10 protein-coding genes, 1 rRNA gene and 2 pseudogenes are annotated in these 21,046 nt (G+C 75.2%); 4 read left to right on the forward strand and 9 right to left on the reverse strand.

Translation table 11 applies throughout. The features are described 5' to 3' along the window. Nucleotides 1–148 precede the first annotated feature (148 nt). Entirely contained in the window at nt 149–1,255 is a 1,107-nt protein-coding gene (locus EDD39_RS33305; protein WP_123563142.1) for a glycoside hydrolase family 5 protein, read from the forward strand. A 174-nt stretch (nt 1,256–1,429) separates the two neighbouring features. Here the strand turns inward: EDD39_RS33305 and EDD39_RS33310 are convergent, their stop codons facing one another. After that, nucleotides 1,430–3,457, reverse strand: coding sequence for a M3 family metallopeptidase (locus EDD39_RS33310; RefSeq protein ID WP_123563144.1), 2,028 nt, complete (start codon nt 3,455–3,457; stop codon nt 1,430–1,432). A 154-nt stretch (nt 3,458–3,611) separates the two neighbouring features. Here EDD39_RS33310 and EDD39_RS33315 point away from each other — a divergent pair, with 154 nt between their 5' ends. Further along, nucleotides 3,612–5,300 carry a bifunctional 3'-5' exonuclease/DNA polymerase gene (locus EDD39_RS33315; RefSeq protein ID WP_123563146.1) on the forward strand — a complete coding sequence of 563 codons (1,689 nt, stop codon included), beginning with the start codon at nt 3,612–3,614 and terminating at the stop codon, nt 5,298–5,300. A gap of 14 nt (nt 5,301–5,314) precedes the next feature. On the opposite strand, the gene EDD39_RS42370 is transcribed toward EDD39_RS33315, so the two are convergent. Beyond that, nucleotides 5,315–5,545, reverse strand: a complete 231-nt coding sequence (locus EDD39_RS42370) for a SpoIIE family protein phosphatase (protein ID WP_279638462.1) — start codon at nt 5,543–5,545, stop codon at nt 5,315–5,317. Further along, nucleotides 5,524–6,495 carry a PP2C family protein-serine/threonine phosphatase gene (locus tag EDD39_RS42375; protein WP_279638463.1) on the reverse strand — a complete coding sequence of 324 codons (972 nt, stop codon included), beginning with the start codon at nt 6,493–6,495 and terminating at the stop codon, nt 5,524–5,526. The genes EDD39_RS42370 and EDD39_RS42375 overlap by 22 nt, the downstream gene beginning before the upstream one ends. Nucleotides 6,496–6,790: 295 nt before the next feature. On the opposite strand from EDD39_RS42375, the gene EDD39_RS33325 reads away from it, so the two are divergent. Continuing rightward, nucleotides 6,791–7,009 (forward strand): heavy-metal-associated domain-containing protein, encoded by a 219-nt coding sequence (locus EDD39_RS33325; RefSeq protein WP_123563149.1) that lies wholly within the window; start codon nt 6,791–6,793, stop codon nt 7,007–7,009. A 77-nt stretch (nt 7,010–7,086) separates the two neighbouring features. Further along, nucleotides 7,087–9,336: a heavy metal translocating P-type ATPase gene (locus tag EDD39_RS33330; RefSeq protein ID WP_123563152.1), complete on the forward strand. Its 2,250-nt coding sequence runs from the start codon at nt 7,087–7,089 to the stop codon at nt 9,334–9,336. Between the two features lie 12 nt (nt 9,337–9,348). Here the strand turns inward: EDD39_RS33330 and EDD39_RS33335 are convergent, their stop codons facing one another. The 6 genes and pseudogenes from EDD39_RS33335 to rrf all read right to left on the reverse strand — a co-directional run bounded on the left by EDD39_RS33335 (nt 9,349) and on the right by rrf (nt 21,030). Then, complete coding sequence (locus EDD39_RS33335) at nt 9,349–10,068, reverse strand: SDR family NAD(P)-dependent oxidoreductase (protein ID WP_123563154.1); 720 nt, start codon at nt 10,066–10,068, stop codon at nt 9,349–9,351. 462 nt (nt 10,069–10,530) lie between these two features. Continuing rightward, nucleotides 10,531–11,819: pseudogene (locus EDD39_RS33340) on the reverse strand (citrate synthase). 233 nt (nt 11,820–12,052) lie between these two features. Next, nucleotides 12,053–14,250 (reverse strand): annotated as a pseudogene (gene recD2 / locus EDD39_RS33345) (SF1B family DNA helicase RecD2). A 159-nt stretch (nt 14,251–14,409) separates the two neighbouring features. Next, nucleotides 14,410–17,352 carry a hypothetical protein gene (locus tag EDD39_RS40445; RefSeq protein WP_123563156.1) on the reverse strand — a complete coding sequence of 981 codons (2,943 nt, stop codon included), beginning with the start codon at nt 17,350–17,352 and terminating at the stop codon, nt 14,410–14,412. Continuing rightward, the gene (locus EDD39_RS42380) at nt 17,349–20,651 is read right to left on the reverse strand and encodes an FtsX-like permease family protein (RefSeq protein WP_208765705.1); all 3,303 of its coding nucleotides are present in this window, start codon (nt 20,649–20,651) and stop codon (nt 17,349–17,351) included. The genes EDD39_RS40445 and EDD39_RS42380 overlap by 4 nt, the downstream gene beginning before the upstream one ends. Nucleotides 20,652–20,913: 262 nt before the next feature. Continuing rightward, nucleotides 20,914–21,030 (reverse strand): 5S ribosomal RNA (rrf, locus tag EDD39_RS33360). Between the last annotated feature and the right edge of the window lie 16 nt (nt 21,031–21,046).

Below are 21,046 nucleotides of genomic sequence, written 5' to 3' on the forward strand. Positions count from 1 at the left end.
GAGCCCAGCCCGCCACCCACCGCCAGCTGCCAGCCACCCACCGCCAGCCACCCGCAGAAAACATGAGCCCGTCTCACCTCTTGTGCGGCGGGAGCGGCTCCGGCAGGATCGGCGCACCCCGCCCCCACCCCCCGCCGTGAGGTGCCCCGTGCGCGTCCGCCGCTCCGCCGCCGCCCTGCTGCTCACCGCCGCCGCCGTCCTCGGCACCGTCTCGGCCGGCCCGCCCGCCGACCGCGGCCCGTTCGACGCCCGCAAGGTCTCCGCCACCACCCTCGCCGACGGCCGCACCGCCTTCACCGACCAGCGCGGCCGCGTCCTGGACCTGCGCGGCTTCAACCTCGACAAGTACGACGAGACCACCGAGGCCGACCTGCGCGAACTCGCCGCGAACGGCTTCCGGCTGGTCCGGATCGCGGTCTCCTGGTCCCGCCTCGAACCCGCCCCCGGCCACTACGACCGGGCCCAGCTCGCCCGGCTCGGCCAACTCCTCGACTGGGCCGGGAAGTACCGCCTGTACGCCGTCGTCGACTACCACCAGGACGTCTACGGCCAGTACTTCCTCGGCGGCGACGGCGGCGCCCCCGCCTGGACCACCCGCGACGACGGCCTGCCCTTCACCCCCGACCCCGCCGACTGGTTCGCCGGCTACTTCCAGCCCTCCGTGCAGGCCGCCTTCCGCCACCTCTACGACGACCCCGACCTGCGCCGCGCCCAGGCCGACCTCTACACCACCGTCGCCCGCGAACTGCGCGGCAAGCGCGCCCTGCTCGGCTACGACCTGTTCAACGAGCCCTTCGGGCCCGTCCCCGGCGACCCCGCCGACCCGGCCGTCCTGGCCGCCGCCTCCGCCGCCCTCGAACAGGGCCGGCTCGCTGCCATGTACCGCCGCCTGATCACCGCCGTCCGCCAGGTGGACCGCGACGCCTGGCTGTTCGTCGAACCCACCGTGCTGGTCGGCCAGGGCGTCCCCACCAGCCTCCCCGCCTTCACCGACCCCCGCCCCGGCCCCGACCGGATCGGCTACGCCCCGCACTTCTACGACACCGCCGTCGAGGCCGGCCGGGACTGGGACCCCGCCGGCGGCTTCGTCGAGGACTACACCGCCGCCGTCACCGCCTACCCCCGCGCCCACCGCCTCCCCGTCCTGGTCGGCGAGTGGGGCCCGCCCTCCGCCGCCACCCCCGGCAACGCCGAACTGGTCCGCCGCCAGGTCACCGCCATGCGCACCTTCGCCGCCGGCTGGACCATGTGGTAATGGTGCCACGGCACCGGCGGCTACTGCGCCCTCACCCCCGACGGCCGCCCCGCCCCCGGCTACGGCCCGGTCTTCGCCCGGTGACCGTCCCCGCGCCCCGCCAGGGGCGCGGGGAACCGCGCGGGCGACCGCGCACGGCCGGCGCCGGGAGCACGACGGCCCCCGCGGCCCCGCCTACTCCAGCCCGCGCCGGGCGAGCAGCGGCCCGATCTCCGGCCCCCGCCCCAGCACGTCCCGCACGCACTCCAGCGCGTCCCGGCTCCCGCCCCGCGACAGCAGCCGCTCCCGGAACAGCTGCCCGCTCTCCCGCACGCCGCGCCCGCCGGTGCCGAACCACTCCACCGTCTCGGCGTCCAGCACCTCGGACCAGATGTACGCGTAGTACCCGGCGCTGTACCCGTTCGAGAACACGTGGTTGAAGTACCCGGTGCGGTACCGCGGCGGCACCGCCGCGACCGCGATGCCCGCCTCGGCGAGCGCCCGCGCCTCGAACGCCTCCGCGTCCTCGACCAGCGGGTCGGCGGCGGTCCGCGAGTGCCAGGCCCAGTCGAGCAGCGCCGCCGACAGGTACTCGACGGTCCGGAAGCCCTGCCCGTAGTTCTCGGCGGCGAGCATCCGCCGCACCACGGCCGGGTCCAGCGGCTCGCCGCTCTCGTGGTGCCGGGCGTAGTTGGCCAGCACCTCGGGCCGGGTCATCCACATCTCGTTGACCTGGGACGGGAACTCGACGAAGTCGCGCGGCACCTCGGTCCCGGCGAACGACGGGTACTCGACGTCCGAGAACAGCCCGTGCAGCGCGTGCCCGAACTCGTGGAACAGGGTCCGCACCTCGTCCCAGCTGAGCAGCGCGGGCTCGCCGGGCGCCGGGTGCGCGATGTTGAGGTTGTTGACGACCACCGGGCGGGTGCCCAGCAGCCGGGACTGGGCGACGAGTTCGTTCATCCAGGCGCCGCCGCGCTTGGACTCGCGGGCGTGGAAGTCGCCGATGAACAGGCCCAGCGCCGAGCCGTCCGCGTCGAACACCTCGAAGACCCGGGCGTCGGGGTGGTACGCCGTCAGGTCGGGCCGCTCGGTGAAGGACAGCCCGTAGGCGAGGCCGGCCGCGAAGAAGACGCCGTCGCGCAGCACCCGCTCCAGCTCGAAGTACGGGCGCAGCGCCGCGGTGTCCACCTCGTAGCGTTCGGCGCGCACCTTCTCGGCGTAGAACGCCCAGTCGTGGGCGGCGAGTTCGCCGATGCCGTCGGCGGCCGCGGCGGCGGCCAGGTCGGCGGCCTCGCGTTCGGCGTTGGCGACGGCGGGGGCGACCAGGCGGCCGAGCATCGCGCTGACCGCCCCGGCGGTGCCGGCGGTCTCGTCGGCGACCACGTACGAGGCGTGGGTGGGGTGGCCGAGCAGGGCGGCGCGTTCGGCGCGCAGCGCGGCCATCTTGGCGGCGAGCGGCCCGTTGGTGTCGAGGCCGCGGCGCAGCGAGGCGGTGAGCAGGCGCTCGCGCAGGGAGCGGTCGGTGAGGGAGGCGAGTTCGGTCTGGTTGGAGAAGTTCTTCAGGCTGAGCACCCAGCGGCCGTCCTGGCCGAGGGCGCGGGCGTTCTCGGCGGCGGCGGCGACCGCGGCCCCGGGGAGGCCGTCGAGGGCGTCGGCGCTGTCCACGGCGACCGCGCCGGCCAGTGAGGCGGCGTGCGTGTTGCGGCGGAACGCGGCGCTGTCGGCGGCGAGTTCGGCGTTGATCTCGCGCAGCCGGCGCTGGCCGTCGGCGTCCAGTCGGGCGCCGGCCCGGACGAAGGCGGTGTGCCGGCGTTCCAGCAGGCGCAGCGACTCGGGGTCGAGGCCGAGTCCGTGGCGGGCCTCGTGCAGGGTGTCGAGGCGGGCGAACAGCGCGGCGTCGAGGTGGATCGCGTCGGCGTGCGCGGCCAGCAGGGGGCTGATCTCGGCGTCGAGTTCCTGGACGCCGGGGGTCGTGTCGGAGGAGTCCTGGTTGAAGAAGACCGCCGAGACCCGGCGCAGTACCGCTCCCGAACGCTCCAGCGCCACCACGGTGTTGTCGAAGGTCGGCGGCTCGGAGTTCGCGGCGATCGCGGCGGTCTCGGCGAGCTGGTCGGCCATGCCCCGTTCGAAGGCGGGACGGTAGTGCTCTTCCCGGATCTCGGCGAAGGGCGGGAGCTCGTACTCCAGGGTGCTGGGCGAGAAGAAGGGGTTGTCGCTCATGGCGGCGACATTACGGGCCCCCGGGCCCTGGCGGAACACTGTCACGCCAAGCCGCCGCTCCGGCCGCCGCCCCTCGTGCCGCACCGCCCGCTGTCACCCCCACCGGCTACCGTCGACAGGTCCCGCCCCTGACCGGCCGAGAGGAGCCGCCGCCGTGCGCTACGCCCTGGTGCCCGACCCGCACGGCCCGGGCGGGCGGCTGCAGCCGCTCGACGAGGACGGCGCGCCGCTGGGCCCGCCGGAGCCCGCGCCGCGGCTGGCCGAGGCGGTGGCCGCGGTGGAGGCGGCGCACGCCCCGCGCTGGGTGTGGCCGACGGCGGACACCGCGTACGGCCCGCTGCTGGCCGCGCTGCCGGAGCGGCTGGCCCGCTGCCACGACCTGCGGCTGACGGAGGCGCTGCTGCTGGGCCGGGAGGGCCGGTTCGGGTCGCCGCGGTCGCTGGGCGCGGCCTGGGCGCGGCTGCGCGGCCTGCCGGTGCCGGCCGACCTGCCGGAGGGCGCGCTGCCCGACGAGGACGGCCTGTTCGCTCCGGACCGGCTGCAACTGCCGCCGGGGACGGACCAGTTGGCGGCCGTCGTGGCGGTGCACGCGGAGCAGCTGCGGCGGCTGGCGGCGATCGCCGACCCGGCGGCCCGCTCCCGCTTCCGGCTGCTGGTGGCGGCCGAGTCGGCGGGCGCGCTGCTGGCCTGCGAGATGGCGCACGACGGCCTGCCCTGGCGCTCCGACGTGCACGACGCGCTGCTGACCGAGCTGCTGGGCCCGCGGCCGGCGATCCCGGGCGCGCTGCCGCCGAAGCTGGCCGAGCTGGCCCTGGAGGTGCAGCGGGCGCTGGGCTCGCGCCCGTTCAACCTGGACTCGCACACCCAGGTGATCAAGGCGTTCGCGGACCGGGGCATCCAGCTCTCCTCGACCCGCTCCTGGGAGCTGAAGGCGGTCGACCACCCGGCGGCGGCCCTGATGGTGCGCTACAAGGAGCTGTCCCGGCTGCACGCCGCGCACGGCTGGGCCTGGCAGGCGGCCTGGGCGCGCGGCGGCCGGTTCCGCCCGGAGTACGTGGTGGGCGGCGTGGTGACGGGCCGCTGGGCCTCGCGCGGCGGCGGGGCGCTGCAGATCCCGCGCACCCTGCGCCGCGCGGTGGTGGCCGACCCGGGCTGGCTGCTGGTGGTCGCGGACGCGGCGCAGCTGGAGCCGCGGGTGCTGGCCGCCCTGTCCGGGGACGCGGGGCTGGCCCGGACGGCGGCCGGCGGCGACCTGTACGCGGCGCTGGCGGCGTCCGCGTTCCAGGGCGACCGGGACAAGGCGAAGCTGGGCCTGCTGGGCGCGATGTACGGCCAGACCGGCGGCGGCATCGGCCCGCTGCTGAACACGCTGCGCCGCCGCTACCCGGCCGCGATGGGCTACGTGGAGGCGGCGGCCCGCACCGGGGAGGACGGCGGGGTGGTCTCCTCCCGGCTGGGCCGGGCCTGCCCGCCGCCCTCGGCGGACTGGCTGGACCTGACGGAGGCCCCGGAGTCCGGCGAGGCGGGCGGCCGCTCGGCCCGGGCCCGCGGCCGGTTCACCCGCAACTTCGTGATCCAGGGCAGCGGCGCGGACTGGGCGCTGGCGCTGCTCGCGGCGCTGCGCCGCCGGCTGGCCGCGCTGCGCTCCGGCGAGGACCGCCCGCACCTGGTGTTCTTCCAGCACGACGAGGTGGTCGTGCACACCCCGGCCGACCTGGCCGACGCGGTGGCCGCCGCGGTCGCCGCCTCCGCCGAGGAGGCCGCCGCGCTGGTCTTCGGCGACACCCCGGTCCGCTTCCCGCTCACCACCGCCGTGGTCGACTGCTACGGCGACGCCAAGTGAGCGCCGGGCCCGGCTCAGCCCGCCGCGTCCGGCGTGGGCCGGGTGACGAGCAGCAGCAGCGCGTCGTCGCCGAGTTCGCCGCCGGTGTGGGCCAGCAGGTCGGCGTAGAGGCGGGCGACGGCGGCGTCGAGGTCGGCCAGTGAGCGCCAGCCGTCGCGGACCAGCGGCCCGGCGCGTTCGGCCAGCGGGTAGAACTCGCCGCCGCGGGCGCCCTTCGCCTCGATCACGCCGTCGGTGCAGAGCACCAGGACGTCGCGCGGCCGAACGGCACGGCGCTCGCGCGGGGCTGCCCGCCGACCAGGTGGCCGAGGCCGAGCGGCAGCCAGGGGTCCTCGGGTTCGAGCACCTCGGCCCGCCCGTCGGCGCGCACCCGCAGCGGCGGGACGTGGCCCAGGTGCAGCAGGTCGACGCTGCCGGGCTCGCGGAAGGCGGCGAACATCGCGGTGGTGAACTCCCCGTCGGGGACGTGCCGTTCCATGCTGGCCTCGATCCGGCCGGCCACCGCGGGCAGCTGCTCCTCGTCGTAGGCGGCCTCCCGGAACGCGCCGAGCACCACCGCGGCGGTCTGCACCGCGCCGAGCCCCTTCCCGCGGACGTCCCCGACCAGCACCCGGGTGCCGTACGGGGTGTCCAGCACCGAGTACAGGTCGCCCCCGATCCGGGCGGCGTCCGCGGCGGACACGTACCGCACGGCCAGCCGCAGCGGTCCGACCACCGGTTCGGGCTGGCGCAGCAGCGCGCGCTGGGCGGCCTCCGCGACCGAGCTGACGGCCGCGAAGGCCGCGGCTCGTCGCATCCGCAGTTCGGCGATCCCGGCGCTGAGCGCGGTGACCGCGACGTAGCTGACCATCGCGCCGTACAGGAAGCGGCTGTCGCCGAAGTCGACGACCTGGTCGAGGTGGCTGAGGCCGAGCAGGGCCAGCAGGCCGAGGAAGCAGACCGCGAGCAGTTCGCGCGGCCGCAGGGTCAGTGCGGCCACCGACGGGACGACGACCATCAGCGGGGCCAGGTAGCGGTCCTGCCCGGAGAAGTAGTCGGCGAGCGAGACCAGGCCGATGGCGGCCAGTGCGGGCGCGGCCCGGCGCAGCAGCGACAGGTCCTGGAGGTCGGCCGCCAGCAGGGCGTTGCGCCGCCTGCTGGGCGGCACTCCGCCGGTGCGGCCGGGTGGCGTGCCGTCCCCGCGTCGAAGGTGCACCTACCGAACATATCGGACACCGGGCCGCCTTGCGCCGTCCGGGCGAAATCCCGGCGGTCCGGGCCGGGAACCCCGGGTTTCCCCGCCGTACGGGGGGCGGGCGCCGCACCGCCGCGCCCGCCGTTGCGGTTCCCGGCCCGGCGCGGACTACCCTCGGGGACGGGTCGCGGGAGTGCGGGCCGGAACGCGCCCCCCTCTGGACTAAATACCCCCAGGGGGTACGGTGGTGGTCGTAGGCAGCAGATGCCCTGGGCCCCACGACCGGCCCAGCCCCAGCGCGTCCCGGGAGGTCCCCATGTCCAGCACCGTCACCTACACCGTCAGCGGGATGAGCTGCGGCCACTGCGAGAAGGCGATCAACGGCGAGGTCTCCGCCCTGCCCGGCGTCACCGCGGTCGCCGCCGACTCCCGGGCCGGCACCGTCACCGTGACCGCCGAGCCCGCCCCCAGCGACGAGCAGGTCGCCGCCGCGGTGGACGAGGCCGGCTACGAACTGGTCGGCCGGGCCTCCTGACCCGCCCGCGGGGGCGGCCCGCGCCGCCCCCGCTCCCCCACCGCACCGAGCAGCACCCGAACGGACCGGACGAGCCGATGAGCACCACCACCGACCCCGCCGCCGCGCCCCGCGACCGCGTCGAGCTGTCCATCGGCGGCATGACCTGCGCGTCCTGCGCCGCCCGGATCGAGAAGAAGCTCAACCGGATCGACGGCGTCGAGGCCAGCGTCAACTACGCGACCGAGAAGGCCCGGGTGGACTTCGGCCCCGGCACCAGCGTCGCCGACCTGATCGCCACCGTGGAGCGCACCGGCTACACCGCCGAACTCCCGCCCCCGCCCGCCGCGCCCGAGACCCCCGCGGAACCCGCCCGGGAACCCGACCCCCTGCGTGACCGGCTGCTGGTCAGCGCCGTGCTCAGCCTCCCCGTGGTGCTGCTCTCGATGGTCCCGGCCCTGCAGTTCGACAACTGGCAGTGGCTGGCCTTCGCCCTCACCGGCCCGGTCCTGGTGTACGGCGGCCGGCCGTTCCACCAGGCCGCCTGGACCAACGCCAGGCACGGCGCGGCGACCATGGACACCCTGGTATCGCTCGGCACCCTGGCCGCCTTCGGCTGGTCGGTGTGGGCCCTGTTCTGGGGCGACGCCGGGATGCCCGGCATGCGGCACTCCTTCTCCCTCACCGTCGGCAGCACCGACGCCTCCTCCGCGCTCTACCTGGAGACCGCGGCCGCCGTCACCACCCTGATCCTGCTCGGCCGCTGGCTGGAGGCCCGCTCCAAGCGCCGGGCCGGCGCCGCCCTGCACGCCCTGCTCGACCTCGGCGCCAAGGACGTCGCCGTGCTGCGGGACGGGCGCGAGGTCCGCGTCCCGGTCGGTCAACTGGCGGTCGGGGACCGGTTCGTGGTGCGGCCCGGCGAGAAGGTCGCCACCGACGGCACGGTGGTCGAGGGCGGCTCCGCGGTGGACGCCTCGATGCTGACCGGCGAGTCCGTCCCGGTGGAGGTCACCGTCGGCGACGCCGTCACCGGCGCGACCGTCAACGCGGGCGGCCGCCTGGTCGTCGAGGCGACCCGGGTCGGCGCGGACACCCGACTGGCCCGGATGGCCGAGCTGGTGGAGGACGCGCAGAACGGCAAGGCCGCCGCGCAGCGCCTGGCCGACCGGATCTCCGCCGTCTTCGTGCCCGCCGTCATCCTGATCGCCCTGGCCACCCTGGTCGGCCGGCTGCTGGCCTCCGACAGCCCCACCGAGGCGTTCACCGCGGCCGTCGCGGTGCTGATCATCGCCTGCCCGTGCGCCCTCGGCCTGGCCACCCCCACCGCCCTGCTGGTCGGCACCGGGCGCGGTGCCCAGCTCGGCATCCTGATCAAGGGCCCCGAAGTCCTGGAGAACACCCGCAAGGCCGACACCGTCGTGCTCGACAAGACCGGCACCGTCACCACCGGCCGGATGGCACTGCTGGGCGTGCACACCGCCGAGGGCACCACCGAGGACGAGGCACTGCGGCTGGCCGGCGCCCTGGAACACGCCTCCGAGCACCCGATCGCCCAGGCCGTGGCCGCCGCCGCACAGGACCGGTTCGGCGACCTGCCCGCCGTCACGGACTTCGAGAACCTCCCCGGCCACGGCGTCCGGGGCACCGTCGACGGGCACGCCGTCCTGGCCGGCCGCACCGCCCTGCTCGACGCCCCGCTGCCGCCCGCCCTCGCCGCCGCCCGCTCCGCCGCCGAACGCGCCGGACGCACGGCCGTCGCCGTCGCCTGGGACGGCGCGCCGCGGGCCGTGCTGGAGGTCGCCGACGCGGTCAAGCCGACCAGCGCCGAGGCGATCGCCGAACTGCGCGCCCTGGGCCTGCGCCCCGTCCTGCTGACCGGCGACAACCGGCTGGTGGCGGAATCGGTGGCCGCCGAAGTCGGCATCCCGGCCGAGGACGTGATCGCCGAAGTGCTGCCCGAGGACAAGGTCGCCACCGTCCAACGGCTGCAGGCCGAGGGCCGCACCGTGGCGATGGTCGGCGACGGCGTCAACGACGCGGCCGCCCTCGCCCAGGCCGACCTCGGCCTGGCCATCGGCACCGGCACCGACGCCGCGATCGAAGCCGCCGACCTGACCCTGGTCCGCGGCGACCTGCGCTCCGCCGCCGACGCGATCCGACTCTCCCGACGCACCCTGGCCACCATCAAGGGCAACCTGTTCTGGGCCTTCGCCTACAACATCGCCGCGATCCCGCTCGCCGCCGCCGGCCTGCTCAACCCGATGATCGCGGGCGCCGCGATGGCCTGCTCCTCGCTCTTCGTGGTCGGCAACAGCCTGCGGCTGCGAAACTTCCGCGCCACCCGCTGACCGGGCCGCCCGTCAGCGACCCAGCATCTCCCCGCCGTTGCAGTGCAGGATCTCCCCGGTGATGAACCCCGCCTCCGCCGAGGCCAGGAAGTACACGGTCGCGGCGACCTCGCCGACCTCGCCGATCCGCCCGAGCAGCGTGCGCGCCGAGCGCCGGGCCACCTCGGCCTCGTCCAGCCGCGGCCCGAAGAACTCGGTGCCCGCGACGGTGCCCGGGGCGACGATGTTGGCGGTGATCCCGGACGGGCCGAGCTGGGCGGCCAGGAAGTGGTTCCAGGCGTGCAGGGACGCCTTCGCGGCCCCGTAGGAGCCCGCGCCGCGCAGCGCGGCGATCGAGGAGACGGTGACCACCCGGCCGGAGCCGGGGGTGAGCCGGTCGCGGACCGACTCGGTGAGCAGCACCGCGGTCAGCACGTTGCGCTCGAAGTCGCCGCGCCAGCGGGCCAGCACCGCGTGCGGGCCGGCGCCGAGCACGGTCTCCCGGCTGCCCGCGTTGTTGACCAGCACGTCGATCCGGGCGGGCAGCGCGTCCAGCGCGGCCTCCACCGCGTCCGGGTCGGCGAGGTCGCACATCAGCGGGGTGACGTTCGAGCCGAGTTCCTGCGCGGCCTGGTCGAGGACCCCGGGCCGGCGGCCGACGATCACCACCCGCTCCCCGTCCGCGGCGAAGCGCCGGGCCACCTCCAGCCCGATGCCGGTGCCCCCACCGGTGACGACGACGTTCCTGGCCATTGCGCACTCCCTCCCTGACCGTCCGCCGCGCCGCGCATCGCAGGCGGTCCGTACCGGATTGCCACGATTCCTATCACGCTGGGTTGCGAGGCCAGCGGGGTGGGTGACGCCGCGCGCCGACCGTGCGGTGTGATATGCGGGCGGCCGGCCGGTGCGCGGGCGCACACGGAGAGTGGAGAGAGACAACTCACACCCCCCTGGCGTAACTCTGCGCCCCCTGGTACGTCTTACCTTTTGTAGAGCGGGGCTCCGGCGGGCCCCGGACGGGCTGTCGATTCGTCGACCGCCCTCGCGCACGGCACCGGGCCGGTCCCGGGCCCCGGGGACGCTTTGAGCGGCCGTTCCCGACCGGGGCCGGCCCGGGCGCCGTGCGCCCCAGTACGGCGAACACGCGAAGGGGCCCGGCCCCGCCCCCTGTACGGGAGGGCGGGACCGGGCCCCTTCGGCGTCTCGGCCGACGGCTCAGCGCGCGTCGAGCGGCACGTAGTCGCGGATCTCCACGCCGGTGTAGATCTGCCGCGGGCGGCCGATCCGGCTGGTCGGGTCCTTGATCATCTCGTGCCAGTGGGCGATCCAGCCGGGGAGCCGGCCGATCGCGAACAGCACGGTGAACATGCTGGTCGGGAAGCCCATCGCGCGGTAGATCAGGCCCGTGTAGAAGTCCACGTTCGGGTAGAGCTTGCGCGAGACGAAGAAGTCGTCCTTGAGCGCGTGCTCCTCCAGCTTGAGCGCGATGTCCAGCAGCTCGTCGGACTGGCCGAGCTGCGCCAGCACCTCGTGGGCGAGCACCTTGACCTGCGCGGCGCGCGGGTCGAACGCCTTGTAGACGCGGTGGCCGAAGCCCATCAGCTTGACGCCGTCCTCGCGGTTCTTCACCTTGCGGATGAACGCGTCGACGTCGCCGCCGTCCTTCTGGATCTGCTCGAGCATCTCCAGCACGGCCTGGTTGGCGCCGCCGTGCAGCGGGCCCCACAGCGCCGAGATGCCCGCCGAGATCGAGGCGAACAGGTTGGCGTGCGAGGAGCCGACCAGGCGCACCGTCGAGGTCGAGCAGTTCTGCTCGTGGTCCGCGTGCAGGATGAGCAGCTTGTCCAGGGCGTTGACCACCACCGGGTTCAGCTCGTAGTCCTCGGCCGGGACGGCGAAGGTCATCCGCAGGAAGTTCTCGACGTAGCCGAGGTCGTTGCGCGGGTAGACGAAGGGCTGGCCCATCGCCTTCTTGTACGCGTACGCCGCGATGGTCGGCAGCTTCGCCAGCAGGCGGACCGTCGACAGGTTGCGCTGCGCCTCGTCGAACGGGTTGTGGCTCTCCGGGTAGAACGTGGAGAGCGCGCCGACCACCGAGGAGAGCATCGCCATCGGGTGCGCGTCCGGGGGAAGCCCTGGAAGAAGCGCTTGACGTCCTCGTGCAGCAGGGTGTGCTGGGTGATCTCGTTGCTGAACGCGGCGAGCTCGCCCTGGTTCGGCAGCTCACCGTTGATCAGCAGGTAAGCGGTCTCGATGAAGTTGGCCTCCGAGGCCAACTGCTCGATCGGGTAGCCGCGGTAGCGCAGGATGCCGGCGTCACCATCGATGAAGGTGATCGCGGACTTGTTGGCGGCGGTGTTGCCGAAACCGTTGTCCAGGGTGACCAGGCCGGTCTGCGGGAGCAGCTTCGAGATGTCGAAGCCGGCGTTGCCCGCAGTGCTCTCGACGACGGGGTACTCGTACTCGCCGTCCTGGTACCGCAGTACTACCGATTTGTCGCTCACGTCTTCCTCACCGACGAAATTGATCCTCATCCGACTGCCCTGACTGTCCCAACGATCCCCCACCCGAAGGACGGCCGCGCACCCGGGGGTGACCCCGGGAAGGACCGGGGCCTACAAACTCCGCTGCCGCCACCGGTGTGAACCGGACAAGATCGGCGGCGGCACCGGACCAGGTTCCGCCCTAAATCTCTTCACGTCAAGACAACCTCTGAACGTACCGTACCCCCTCGAACTCAGCCCGCAGCCAATCTGTGGTCCAGCGCGGAGTGCCGCCGACCGGCGCTCACCGCCCGCACCGCCTGCCCGATGGCCTTGCGCGAACCGACCAGTACCACCAGCTTCCTGGCCCGTGTCACCGCGGTGTACAACAGGTTCCGCTGGAGCATCGTCCACGCCGACGTCGTGACGGGAATCACCACCGCCGGGTACTCGCTGCCCTGCGAACGGTGGATCGTCACCGCGTACGCGTGCGCCAGCTCGTCCAGCTCGTCGAAGTCGTACGGCACCTCCTCGTCCTCCTCGGTCATCACCGTCAGCCGCTGGTCGTCCACGCTCAGTGCCGTCACGACGCCCACTGTGCCGTTGAAGACACCGCTGCGCCCCTTGTCGTAGTTGTTCCGGATCTGGGTGACCTTGTCGCCGACCCGGAACGTCCGCCCGCCGAACCGGCGTTCGGGCAGGCCCTCGCGGGCCGGGGTGACGGCCGACTGGAGCAGCGTGTTCAGCGCGCCCGCGCCCGCCGGGCCGCGGTGCATCGGCGCCAGCACCTGGACGTCCCGGCGCGGGTCGAGGCCGAAGCGCTGCGGGATCCGGCGGGCCACCACGTCCACCGTCAGGCCGGCCGCGCGCTCCGCGTCGTCCTCGACGAACAGGAAGAAGTCCGGCAGGCCCTCGGTCAGCGGCGGCAGGCCCTCGTTGATCCGGTGCGCGTTCACCACCACGCCGGACTGCTGGGCCTGCCGGAAGATCCGGGTCAGCCGCACCGACGGGACGGGACCGCCGGCCGCCAGCATGTCCCGCAGCACCTCGCCCGCGCCCACCGACGGCAGCTGGTCGACGTCCCCCACGAACAGCAGGTGCGCGCCCGGCGCGACCGCCTTGACCAGCTTGTTCGCCAGGATCAGGTCCAGCATCGACGCCTCGTCGACCACCACCAGGTCCGCGTCCAGCGGCCGGTCCCGGTCGTACGCGGCGTCCCCGCCCGGTTTCAGCTCCAGCAGCCGGTGCACCGTCGACGCCTCCGCGCCCGCCAGCTCCGCCAGCCGCTTCGCCGCCCGCCCGGTCGGCGCCGCCAGCACCACCTTGGCCCGCTTCGCCAGCGCCAGCTGCACGATCGACTTCACCGTGAACGACTTGCCGCAGCCCGGGCCGCCGGTCAGCACCGCGACCTTCTCGGTCAGCGCCAGGCGCACCGACTGCTCCTGCTCCGGGGCGAGTTCGGCCCCCGTCCGCTTCGCCAGCCAGCCCAGCGCGGCCGGCCAGTCCACACCCCGGAACCACGGCATCCGGTCCTCGTCCGCGCGCAGCAGCCGCAGCAGCTGGTTGGCCAGCGAGACCTCCGCCCGGTGGAACGGCACCAGGTACACCGCCGTCACCTCCTGCCCCTCGGCCCCCGGCAGCCGCTCGCGCACCACCCCCTCCGCCGCAACCAGCTCCGCCAGGCAGTCGATCACCAGCCCCACGTCCACCTGCAGCAGCTTCACGCCGTCCGCGATCAGCCGCTCCTCCGGCAGGTAGCAGTGCCCCTGGTCGGTCGACTGCGACAGCGCGTACTGCAGGCCCGCCTTCACCCGCTCCGGCGAGTCGTGCGGGATGCCCACCGCCTGCGCGATCCGGTCCGCCGTCAGGAACCCGATGCCCCACACGTCCGACGCCAGGCGGTACGGCTGGTTCTTCACCACCCCGATCGAGCCGTCCCGTACTGCTTGTAGATCCGCACCGCCAGCGAGGTCGACACCTGGACGCCCTGCAGGAAGACCATCACCTCCTTGATGGACTTCTGCTCCTCCCACGCCTTCGCGATCATCTTCGTCCGCTTCGGCCCCAGCCCCGGCACCTCGATCAGCCGCTTCGGCTCGTTCTCGATCACCTCCAGGGTCTCCACCCCGAACCGCTCCACGATCCGCTCCGCGAACCGCGGCCCGATCCCCTTGATCAGCCCCGAGCCCAGGTACCGCTGGATCCCCTGCACCGTGGCCGGCAGCACCGTCGTGTAGTTCTCCACCGTGAACTGCCGCCCGTACTGCGGGTGCGACCCCCACCGCCCGAACAACCGCAGGCTCTCCCCCACCTGCGCCCCCAGCAGCGCCCCCACCACCGTCAGCAGGTCGTTCGCCCCCCGCCCGGTGTCCACCCGCGCGACCGTGTACCCCGTCTCCTCGTTGGCGTACGTGATCCGCTCCAGGACCCCCTCCACCTGAGCCAGCTGCACCGGACACCTCACCCGCGATCAGGAACGCACCACCGCGAAAGGTACTCCGCCCCACCGACACCCGGCCCCCGGCCGGTTGCCCCGCCGGGGCCGCGCGGCCGGGCACGCCGGGGCCGCGCGCCGCCCGCGCCCCCGTCGCACCATCCGGCCGCCGCCCCGCTACTGCGCGCCCTCGCCCAGTCGGAGGACCTGCGGGACCCGCCGCCGACCCGCCACCCCTTCCAGTGCCGCCGCGCACGGCACCAGCACCAGCAACCCGACCGCCGCCGACGCGATGCCCGCCCAGTCCGGGGCGAAGGGCGGCGCGCCCGGACCGGCCGTGAAGGCCCGCAGTTCGAGGGCCGGACCGAGCAGCCATGGCAGCGCCAGGCCGAGCAGCGTGCCGCCGACCACCGCCGCCGCCACCACCGGAAGCAGCTGGACGAGCCGGACGCCCGCCGCGGCCCGCCCGCCGAGCCCCAGCGTCCGCAGGTGGGCCAGCATCCGGCCGCGCTCCGCCGAGCCGAGCAGCAGCTCCAGCACCACCGCGACCAGCCCCAGCAGCAGCCCGATCGCCGCCGACACCCGGAACGCCGTCTCCAGCGCGGACACCAGCCCGTCCCCCGCCGAATCCCTCAACTGCCCGTCCAGCAGCCGGATCTCGACCGCCGCGCCGCGGCCCACCGCACCGCCCGCGGCCCCGCCGCCACCCGCACCCGCGGCCGCCGCCGACCCGGCGACCACCGCCCGCAGCCGGGTCGCGTCGATCCGCGCCGCGCCCGCCGCCGACCCCGGCCGCCCCGGGTCGGTGAACAGCACCGCCGCGGTGCGCTGCCCGTTCTGCCGCGGCAGCCGCTCCGCCCCCGGACCGCCGAACACCAGCAGCCCGCCCGCGGTCCCGACGTCCCCGACCACCGGGCCGATCGCCCGGTCCGCGGCCGCGCCCTCCGGCAGCACGCCGACGATCCGCACCCGGAACCTGCTCGTCCCCGCGTCCGCGTCGAACGAGCCGTCCGGGAACCGGGCCGCCGTCACCGCATCGGCCAGCGCCGGGAGTTCCGCGCCCTCGCCGAGCGGCTCGGCCAGCTCCGGCGACGCCGCCAGCGCCGCCGCCAGCGCCGACCCCGGCTCGTACCGGGCCAACGCCGCCGGGTCCACCCCGGCCAGGCCGACGCCCTTCACCGCCGTCCCGTCGTCGTCCGAGGTCAACGAGGCCAGCCCGCCGCGCACCTGGAGCACTCCCGCCACCCCCGGCACCCCGCCCAACTCCTCGACCGGCAGTGGACGTTGCGCCGGACCCAGGACCACCGCGTCACCGCCCGTACGCCACTGCGCGGCCGCCACCCGGCCCTCCCGGACGGTGCCCGACACCAGCGCACCGAACACCGCGCAGGCCAACGCCGGCACCAGCACCAGCAGCGCCGTCGCCGCCGCCCCCGACCGCCGCCCGGCCTGCGCCAGCCCCACCAGCGCCACCGCACCCCGCCGGCGCCGCGCCCACCGCGACACCAGCCGCAGCGGCACCGGATACACCCGCAGCACCACGACCACCGCCGCCAGGCCCAACACCACCGGCACCAGAGCCAGTTGAGGATCCGCCTCGGCCCCCGCCGGCGCCGCGCCGCGCAGCCGCAACTGCAACACCCCCGCCCCGGCCAGCACCAGCACCGCCCCCTCCGCCACCAGCCGCGCGGACAGGCCCAGCGCCCGCCGCAGCCCCCGCCGGCGCGCCCGCTCCCGGCCCGCCCGGCGCACCGCCCGGCCCTGCCACCACACCGCCACCGCCGGCGCGCACGCCACCAGCACCGCCGCCGTCACCGCCGGCCACCACGCCCCCAACGGACGCCCGCCGGCCCACCGCACCGACACCGCCCAACCCGCCAACAGGCCCGCCAGGGCCGCCGGAACGGCCTCCAGCAGCCGAACGGCGGCCAGCGCGGGCTCACCCGCACCCCGCGCCCGCTGCAGCGCCAGCGCCGCCTCCCTGCGCCGCGCCCCCAACCGGGCCGCGGCCACCGCCGTGGACACCCCGACCGCCAGCAGCCCCGCCAGCGCGAACGACTGCAACGCCACCGTCCGGGCCCGCTGGACCACGAACGCGTCCACCAGCACCGACAGCTGCTGGGTCAGCCGCGGCGGCGTCACCGTCCGCGTCCCTACCGGGCAGGGGAACCGGTCCGAGACCAGCCCGCCGCACACCGCGACCGCCGCCGTGTTCCCGAACTCCTGCGCCTGCCGGGACAGTTCCCTCGCCCCGGCCGACGTGCCGCCCGTCCCCCAGGGCTGCTCCGCCGCCCGGAACACCCAGGCCGCGTCCAGCGCCGCCGCCCCGCGCGACTCCATCGCCTCCAGCCCCGCCGGGGACACCATCGCCTGCCCGTACCGGACGTACTGGCTCGCCTGCACCTGCGTGTCCATCGGCGAGTTCAGCAGCGGAAGCTCCCGCCACAGGTCGTCCGAACCCTCCAGCGGCTCGAACTCGCCGACCACCACCGCCCCGGTGGACCGGGCGTCCCCGGACAGCTGCACCCGCTGGCCGACCTTCAGCCCGAACTGCTCCAACGACGCCGCGGACAGGCCCAGTTCGATCGGCGCCCGCTCCGGATCCGACGGCAGCCCCGGCGCCCGCCCGGCCACCCAGCGCACCCGGCCCACCGCGTCCTGCGCGTACACCAGCGACATCACCCCGGCGTTGCCGTGCGGCTCGGGCACCCCGTCGCCCGACAGCCCCATGCCGTCGGCCTGCACCCACCCCGACACCCGGACCAGCGCCCCCGCCAACTCCCCGGACGCACCCTGCCGCATCTTCTCGCCGACCTTGACCAGATCGGTGTCCAGCGTCCCGAACTGCGGCGGCAACGGCCCGCCCCGCCCGTCCACCGGCGCGTTCAGCGACGCCCGCGACACCAGCAGCGGCCCGCCCACCTGCGCCGCGTCCAACCGGCGCGCCAACTCCCTGGTCGCCAACCGGTCGAACACCGGCGGCCACAGCAGCGCCGCGACCGTCAGCACCGCCGACAGCACCGCCAGCACGGCCGGCACCGGCCAGCCCGTCCGGGCCTCCCGCACCGCCGCCCGCCAGCCGCCGAAACCGCCCGGCCGCCATCCGCCCCACCCGGTCATCCGCTCTCCCCCGCCCGAAGCTCACGCGCCAGATCGACCCGCGCCAACATCCGCGACAGCACCAGCACCACCGAACCGGCCCCCAGACCGGTCGCCAGCACCACCGCCGCCGTCCACCCCCAACCCACCGTCAACTCCAGGGACGGGAACACCGCCCGCCCCCCGCCGTCGACCATGACCAACGGCAACACCACCGCCGCCAGCACGATCCCCAGCACCCCGCCCAGCAGCACCGCGAACCCCACCACCACCGACTGCTCCAACCGCAGCACCCCGGCCAACTGCCGCCGCCGCACCCCCAGCGCCCGCAGCACCGCGAACTCCCGCCGCCTGGACCGCGCCGACCCCACCGCGTGCACCGTGAACCCGGCCACCGCGAACACCGGCGACAACACCAGCGACAGCACCAGCGCACTGCGCCGCCCGCTCCGGAACGGATCCTCCGCCAGCGCCGCCGCAGCCGCCCTGGCACTCTCCACCCGCCCCAGCCGGGGATCCGCCGCCACCGCGCGCTCCGCCCGCACCGCACCGTCCTTCGACACCGCCGCCAACAGCCACGCCTCGTCCGCCACCGGCCCCAGCCCCAGCACCGCCCGGGCCGCCGACAGCGCCCGCACGTCCACCAGCGCCTGCGGCTCGTCCCGGCCCGCACCACCCGGCAGGTCCGCCAGCTCCCCGACGATCCGCAACCCGAACCGGTCCTCCTCCCCCGACATCACCCGGACCTCCTGGCCCACCCCGTACCCGGTCTCCCGCAGGAACGCCGCGTTCACCACCGCCGGCACCACCCCGCCCCGGCCCGCCGCCTTCTGCGCACCACCCGGCGGCAACAGCGCGAACGACACCGTGTCCGCACCCGAACTCAGCACGAACGACTCCGCCCCGGGCCCGTCCGGCACCCCGATCCCCGGATCGACACCGCGCACCACCGCCGACAACAACCCGCCCGCCGGCTGCGACACCTCGCACACCCCCGCCCCCGGCACCTTCGACGCCTGACCCGCGTCCGAACGCCCCGGACACCCCAGCCCCGTCGCCCCGGCCACCCCCCGGGTGACGTCCGCCCACCGCACCCCCTCCGGCAGCGCCGCCCCCGCGATCCCCGACACCGCCAGCGTCAGCGTCGGCCGCCGGAACTCCCGCACCGGCGTGCTCCGCAACGACAACCCCGTCACCTGCACCGGGTAGTGCAACGCCCCCGACCCCAACGGCAGCGACACCGCCCGCGACACCCCGTCCGGCGTCAACCGGGCCCGGACCGTCGACACCAACCCGCCCGCGTCCTCCACCTGGACCAGCAGCCACACCGGACCGGTCCGCTCCACCGACGCCACCGACACCTGCACCTCCACCGCCGACGGCCGGCCCTCCAGCACCATCCCGTGCACCGGCACCCCCGCCCCCAACTGACCCAACTGCCCATCCAGCGAACCCCGTTCGAGATCCGAACGGACTGCCGGCACCGCATGCACCCACGCCCCCGACGCCATCCGCTCCGACGTCGCCACCGGCCGCACCGCCGCCGTGTCCACCCCCACCACCGTGGCCCGCGACCCCCGCACCTCACCCTGCTCCGACACCAACGGCGTCACCGCCGCCACCCCCGGCAGCCCCGCCAACGCCCCGTACCGCGCCCCCGACGGCAACTCACCCCCCGTCACCCGCAGATCCGCCCCCACCGCGAACGCCGCCCGGTCCCGGTCACTCGGCGCCTCACCCGCGATCACCGTCGTGGTCAACGCCCCCACCGCCAACGCCAACGCCATCAACAGCACCGGAGCACCCTGCCCCGCACGCCCCCGGCTCACCTGCCACCCGCTCAACGGAGCCACCAGCCCCCGCCCGCGCCGCGCCAACGCCTCCAACGCCCGCCCCAACGGCGGCAACAACCGCAACAGCAGCAACGCCGCCGCCACCGTCATCACCACCGGCGCCGCCACCAGCACCGGATCGAACCCGACCGCACTCGACGCCGGACTCAACAACCCCTGGTACTGCCGCAGTTGCAGGTACGCCAGCACCGCCACCGCGGCCAGCACCAGATCCGCCCCCGCCCGCTGCGCCACCGCCCGCCGGGCACTGCGCGGCGGCGCCTCCCGCTCGCCACCGTCCGGCGTCCACACCACCGGCAGCAGCGCCGCACACCCGTGCAGCACCAACGCCGTCCCCGCCACCGCCCACGCCGCCCCACCGGCCGCCGCAGCCGCCGCACCCTCCACCGGCAACCCCAACCGCTCCAACACCCGCAGCAGCGGCCCCGCCGCCCACACCCCCAGCACCGCCGCCGGCACCGTGCACAGCGCCCACTCCACCCCGGCCGCCCCCACCAACCGGGCCCGACCCGACCCGCGCGCCAACTGCAACAGCAGCTCGGCCCGCCGGAAATCCGCCAGTTGACGCGCCGTCAGCACCATCGTCACCGCCGACAGCACACCCAGCATCGTCACCGGCACCAACATCCCCGACCGCGCCACCAGCATCGGCGACCGCAACTCGTCCAACGCCACCGGAAGATCACTGAACGCCCGCAGCGCGCCCACCGACGGCTCCGCCCCGCGGAACACCGCCTTGGCCGCGTCCCCGCCGGTCAGTCGCTCCACCCGGCTCCGCAACGCCGCCACCCCGTCGACCCGCAGCCGCCCCGGATCCGGCAACGCCGTCCACTGCACGTCCAACTCACCACGCAGTGCCGGATTCGCCCGCAACAACTCGCGCGAAGCCAGCGCCACCCCCTCCGACCCCTTCAACGAGGACGACACCGCCCACGCCCGCCACAGCGGCTCCGACCCCGGCACCTGCCGGTACACCCCGCTGACCGTCACCGGCAGCACCCCGTTCGCCCGCACCAACGGCACCGTCCCGCCCGCCGAGACCCCCACCTGCCGCGCCACCGACTCCGACAGCGCCACCTGCCCCGCCCCGGCCGGCCAGGCCCCCTGCGTCAACTCCGCGAACCGCTGCGGATCCGCCACCGCCAACGGCGTCACCGACAACCCCGCCGACGCTTCCGCCCCCGCCCCCGCCCCCGACGTCGGCAACGTCAACGGGATCGACGTGTGCAGCACCTCCTCCACCTGCGCCGTCGTCCCCGGCAACGCCCGCCGCAACGCCGCCCGCACCTGGGCGTCCGCCTTCTCGTCCGCCCCGTCCGCGTACCGTCCCGACACCGAGAGCGACAGCCGCGGATCCCCCGCCAACCGCTGCCGCATCCCCTCCGCCACCGAACTCCCCGTCAACGCCGTCAGCGCCGCCAACACCGCCACGGCCAACAACACCGTCACCGCCGCGGCCCCCAGCACGACCCCGTGCTGCCCGGCCCGCCGCACGCCAACGGGTGATCCCCGCCCCGCCGTTCCCATGTCTCCCCCGCAGCCCTTCCGCCGCCATCCGATGGTCTGGACCAATCCTGATGACGGGCAGTCTGCCGCCTACCCCCCGGTCAAACAACCGCCCCACGATCACGGACCGGACTCGTTCGACCACCCACCTCCCGGCCGGCCGCCTCCCCGGAACGCGAAAAAGCCCCCTGACTTCCCGTCAGGGGGCTTTCCCACAATGATTGTTCGGCGGCGTCCTACTCTCCCACAGGGTCCCCCCTGCAGTACCATCGGCGCTGTGAGGCTTAGCTTCCGGGTTCGGAATGTAACCGGGCGTTTCCCTCACGCTATGACCACCGAAACACTATGAAACTGTG

The sequence above is a fragment of the Kitasatospora cineracea genome (assembly GCF_003751605.1).
GTDB lineage: Bacteria > Actinomycetota > Actinomycetes > Streptomycetales > Streptomycetaceae > Kitasatospora > Kitasatospora cineracea.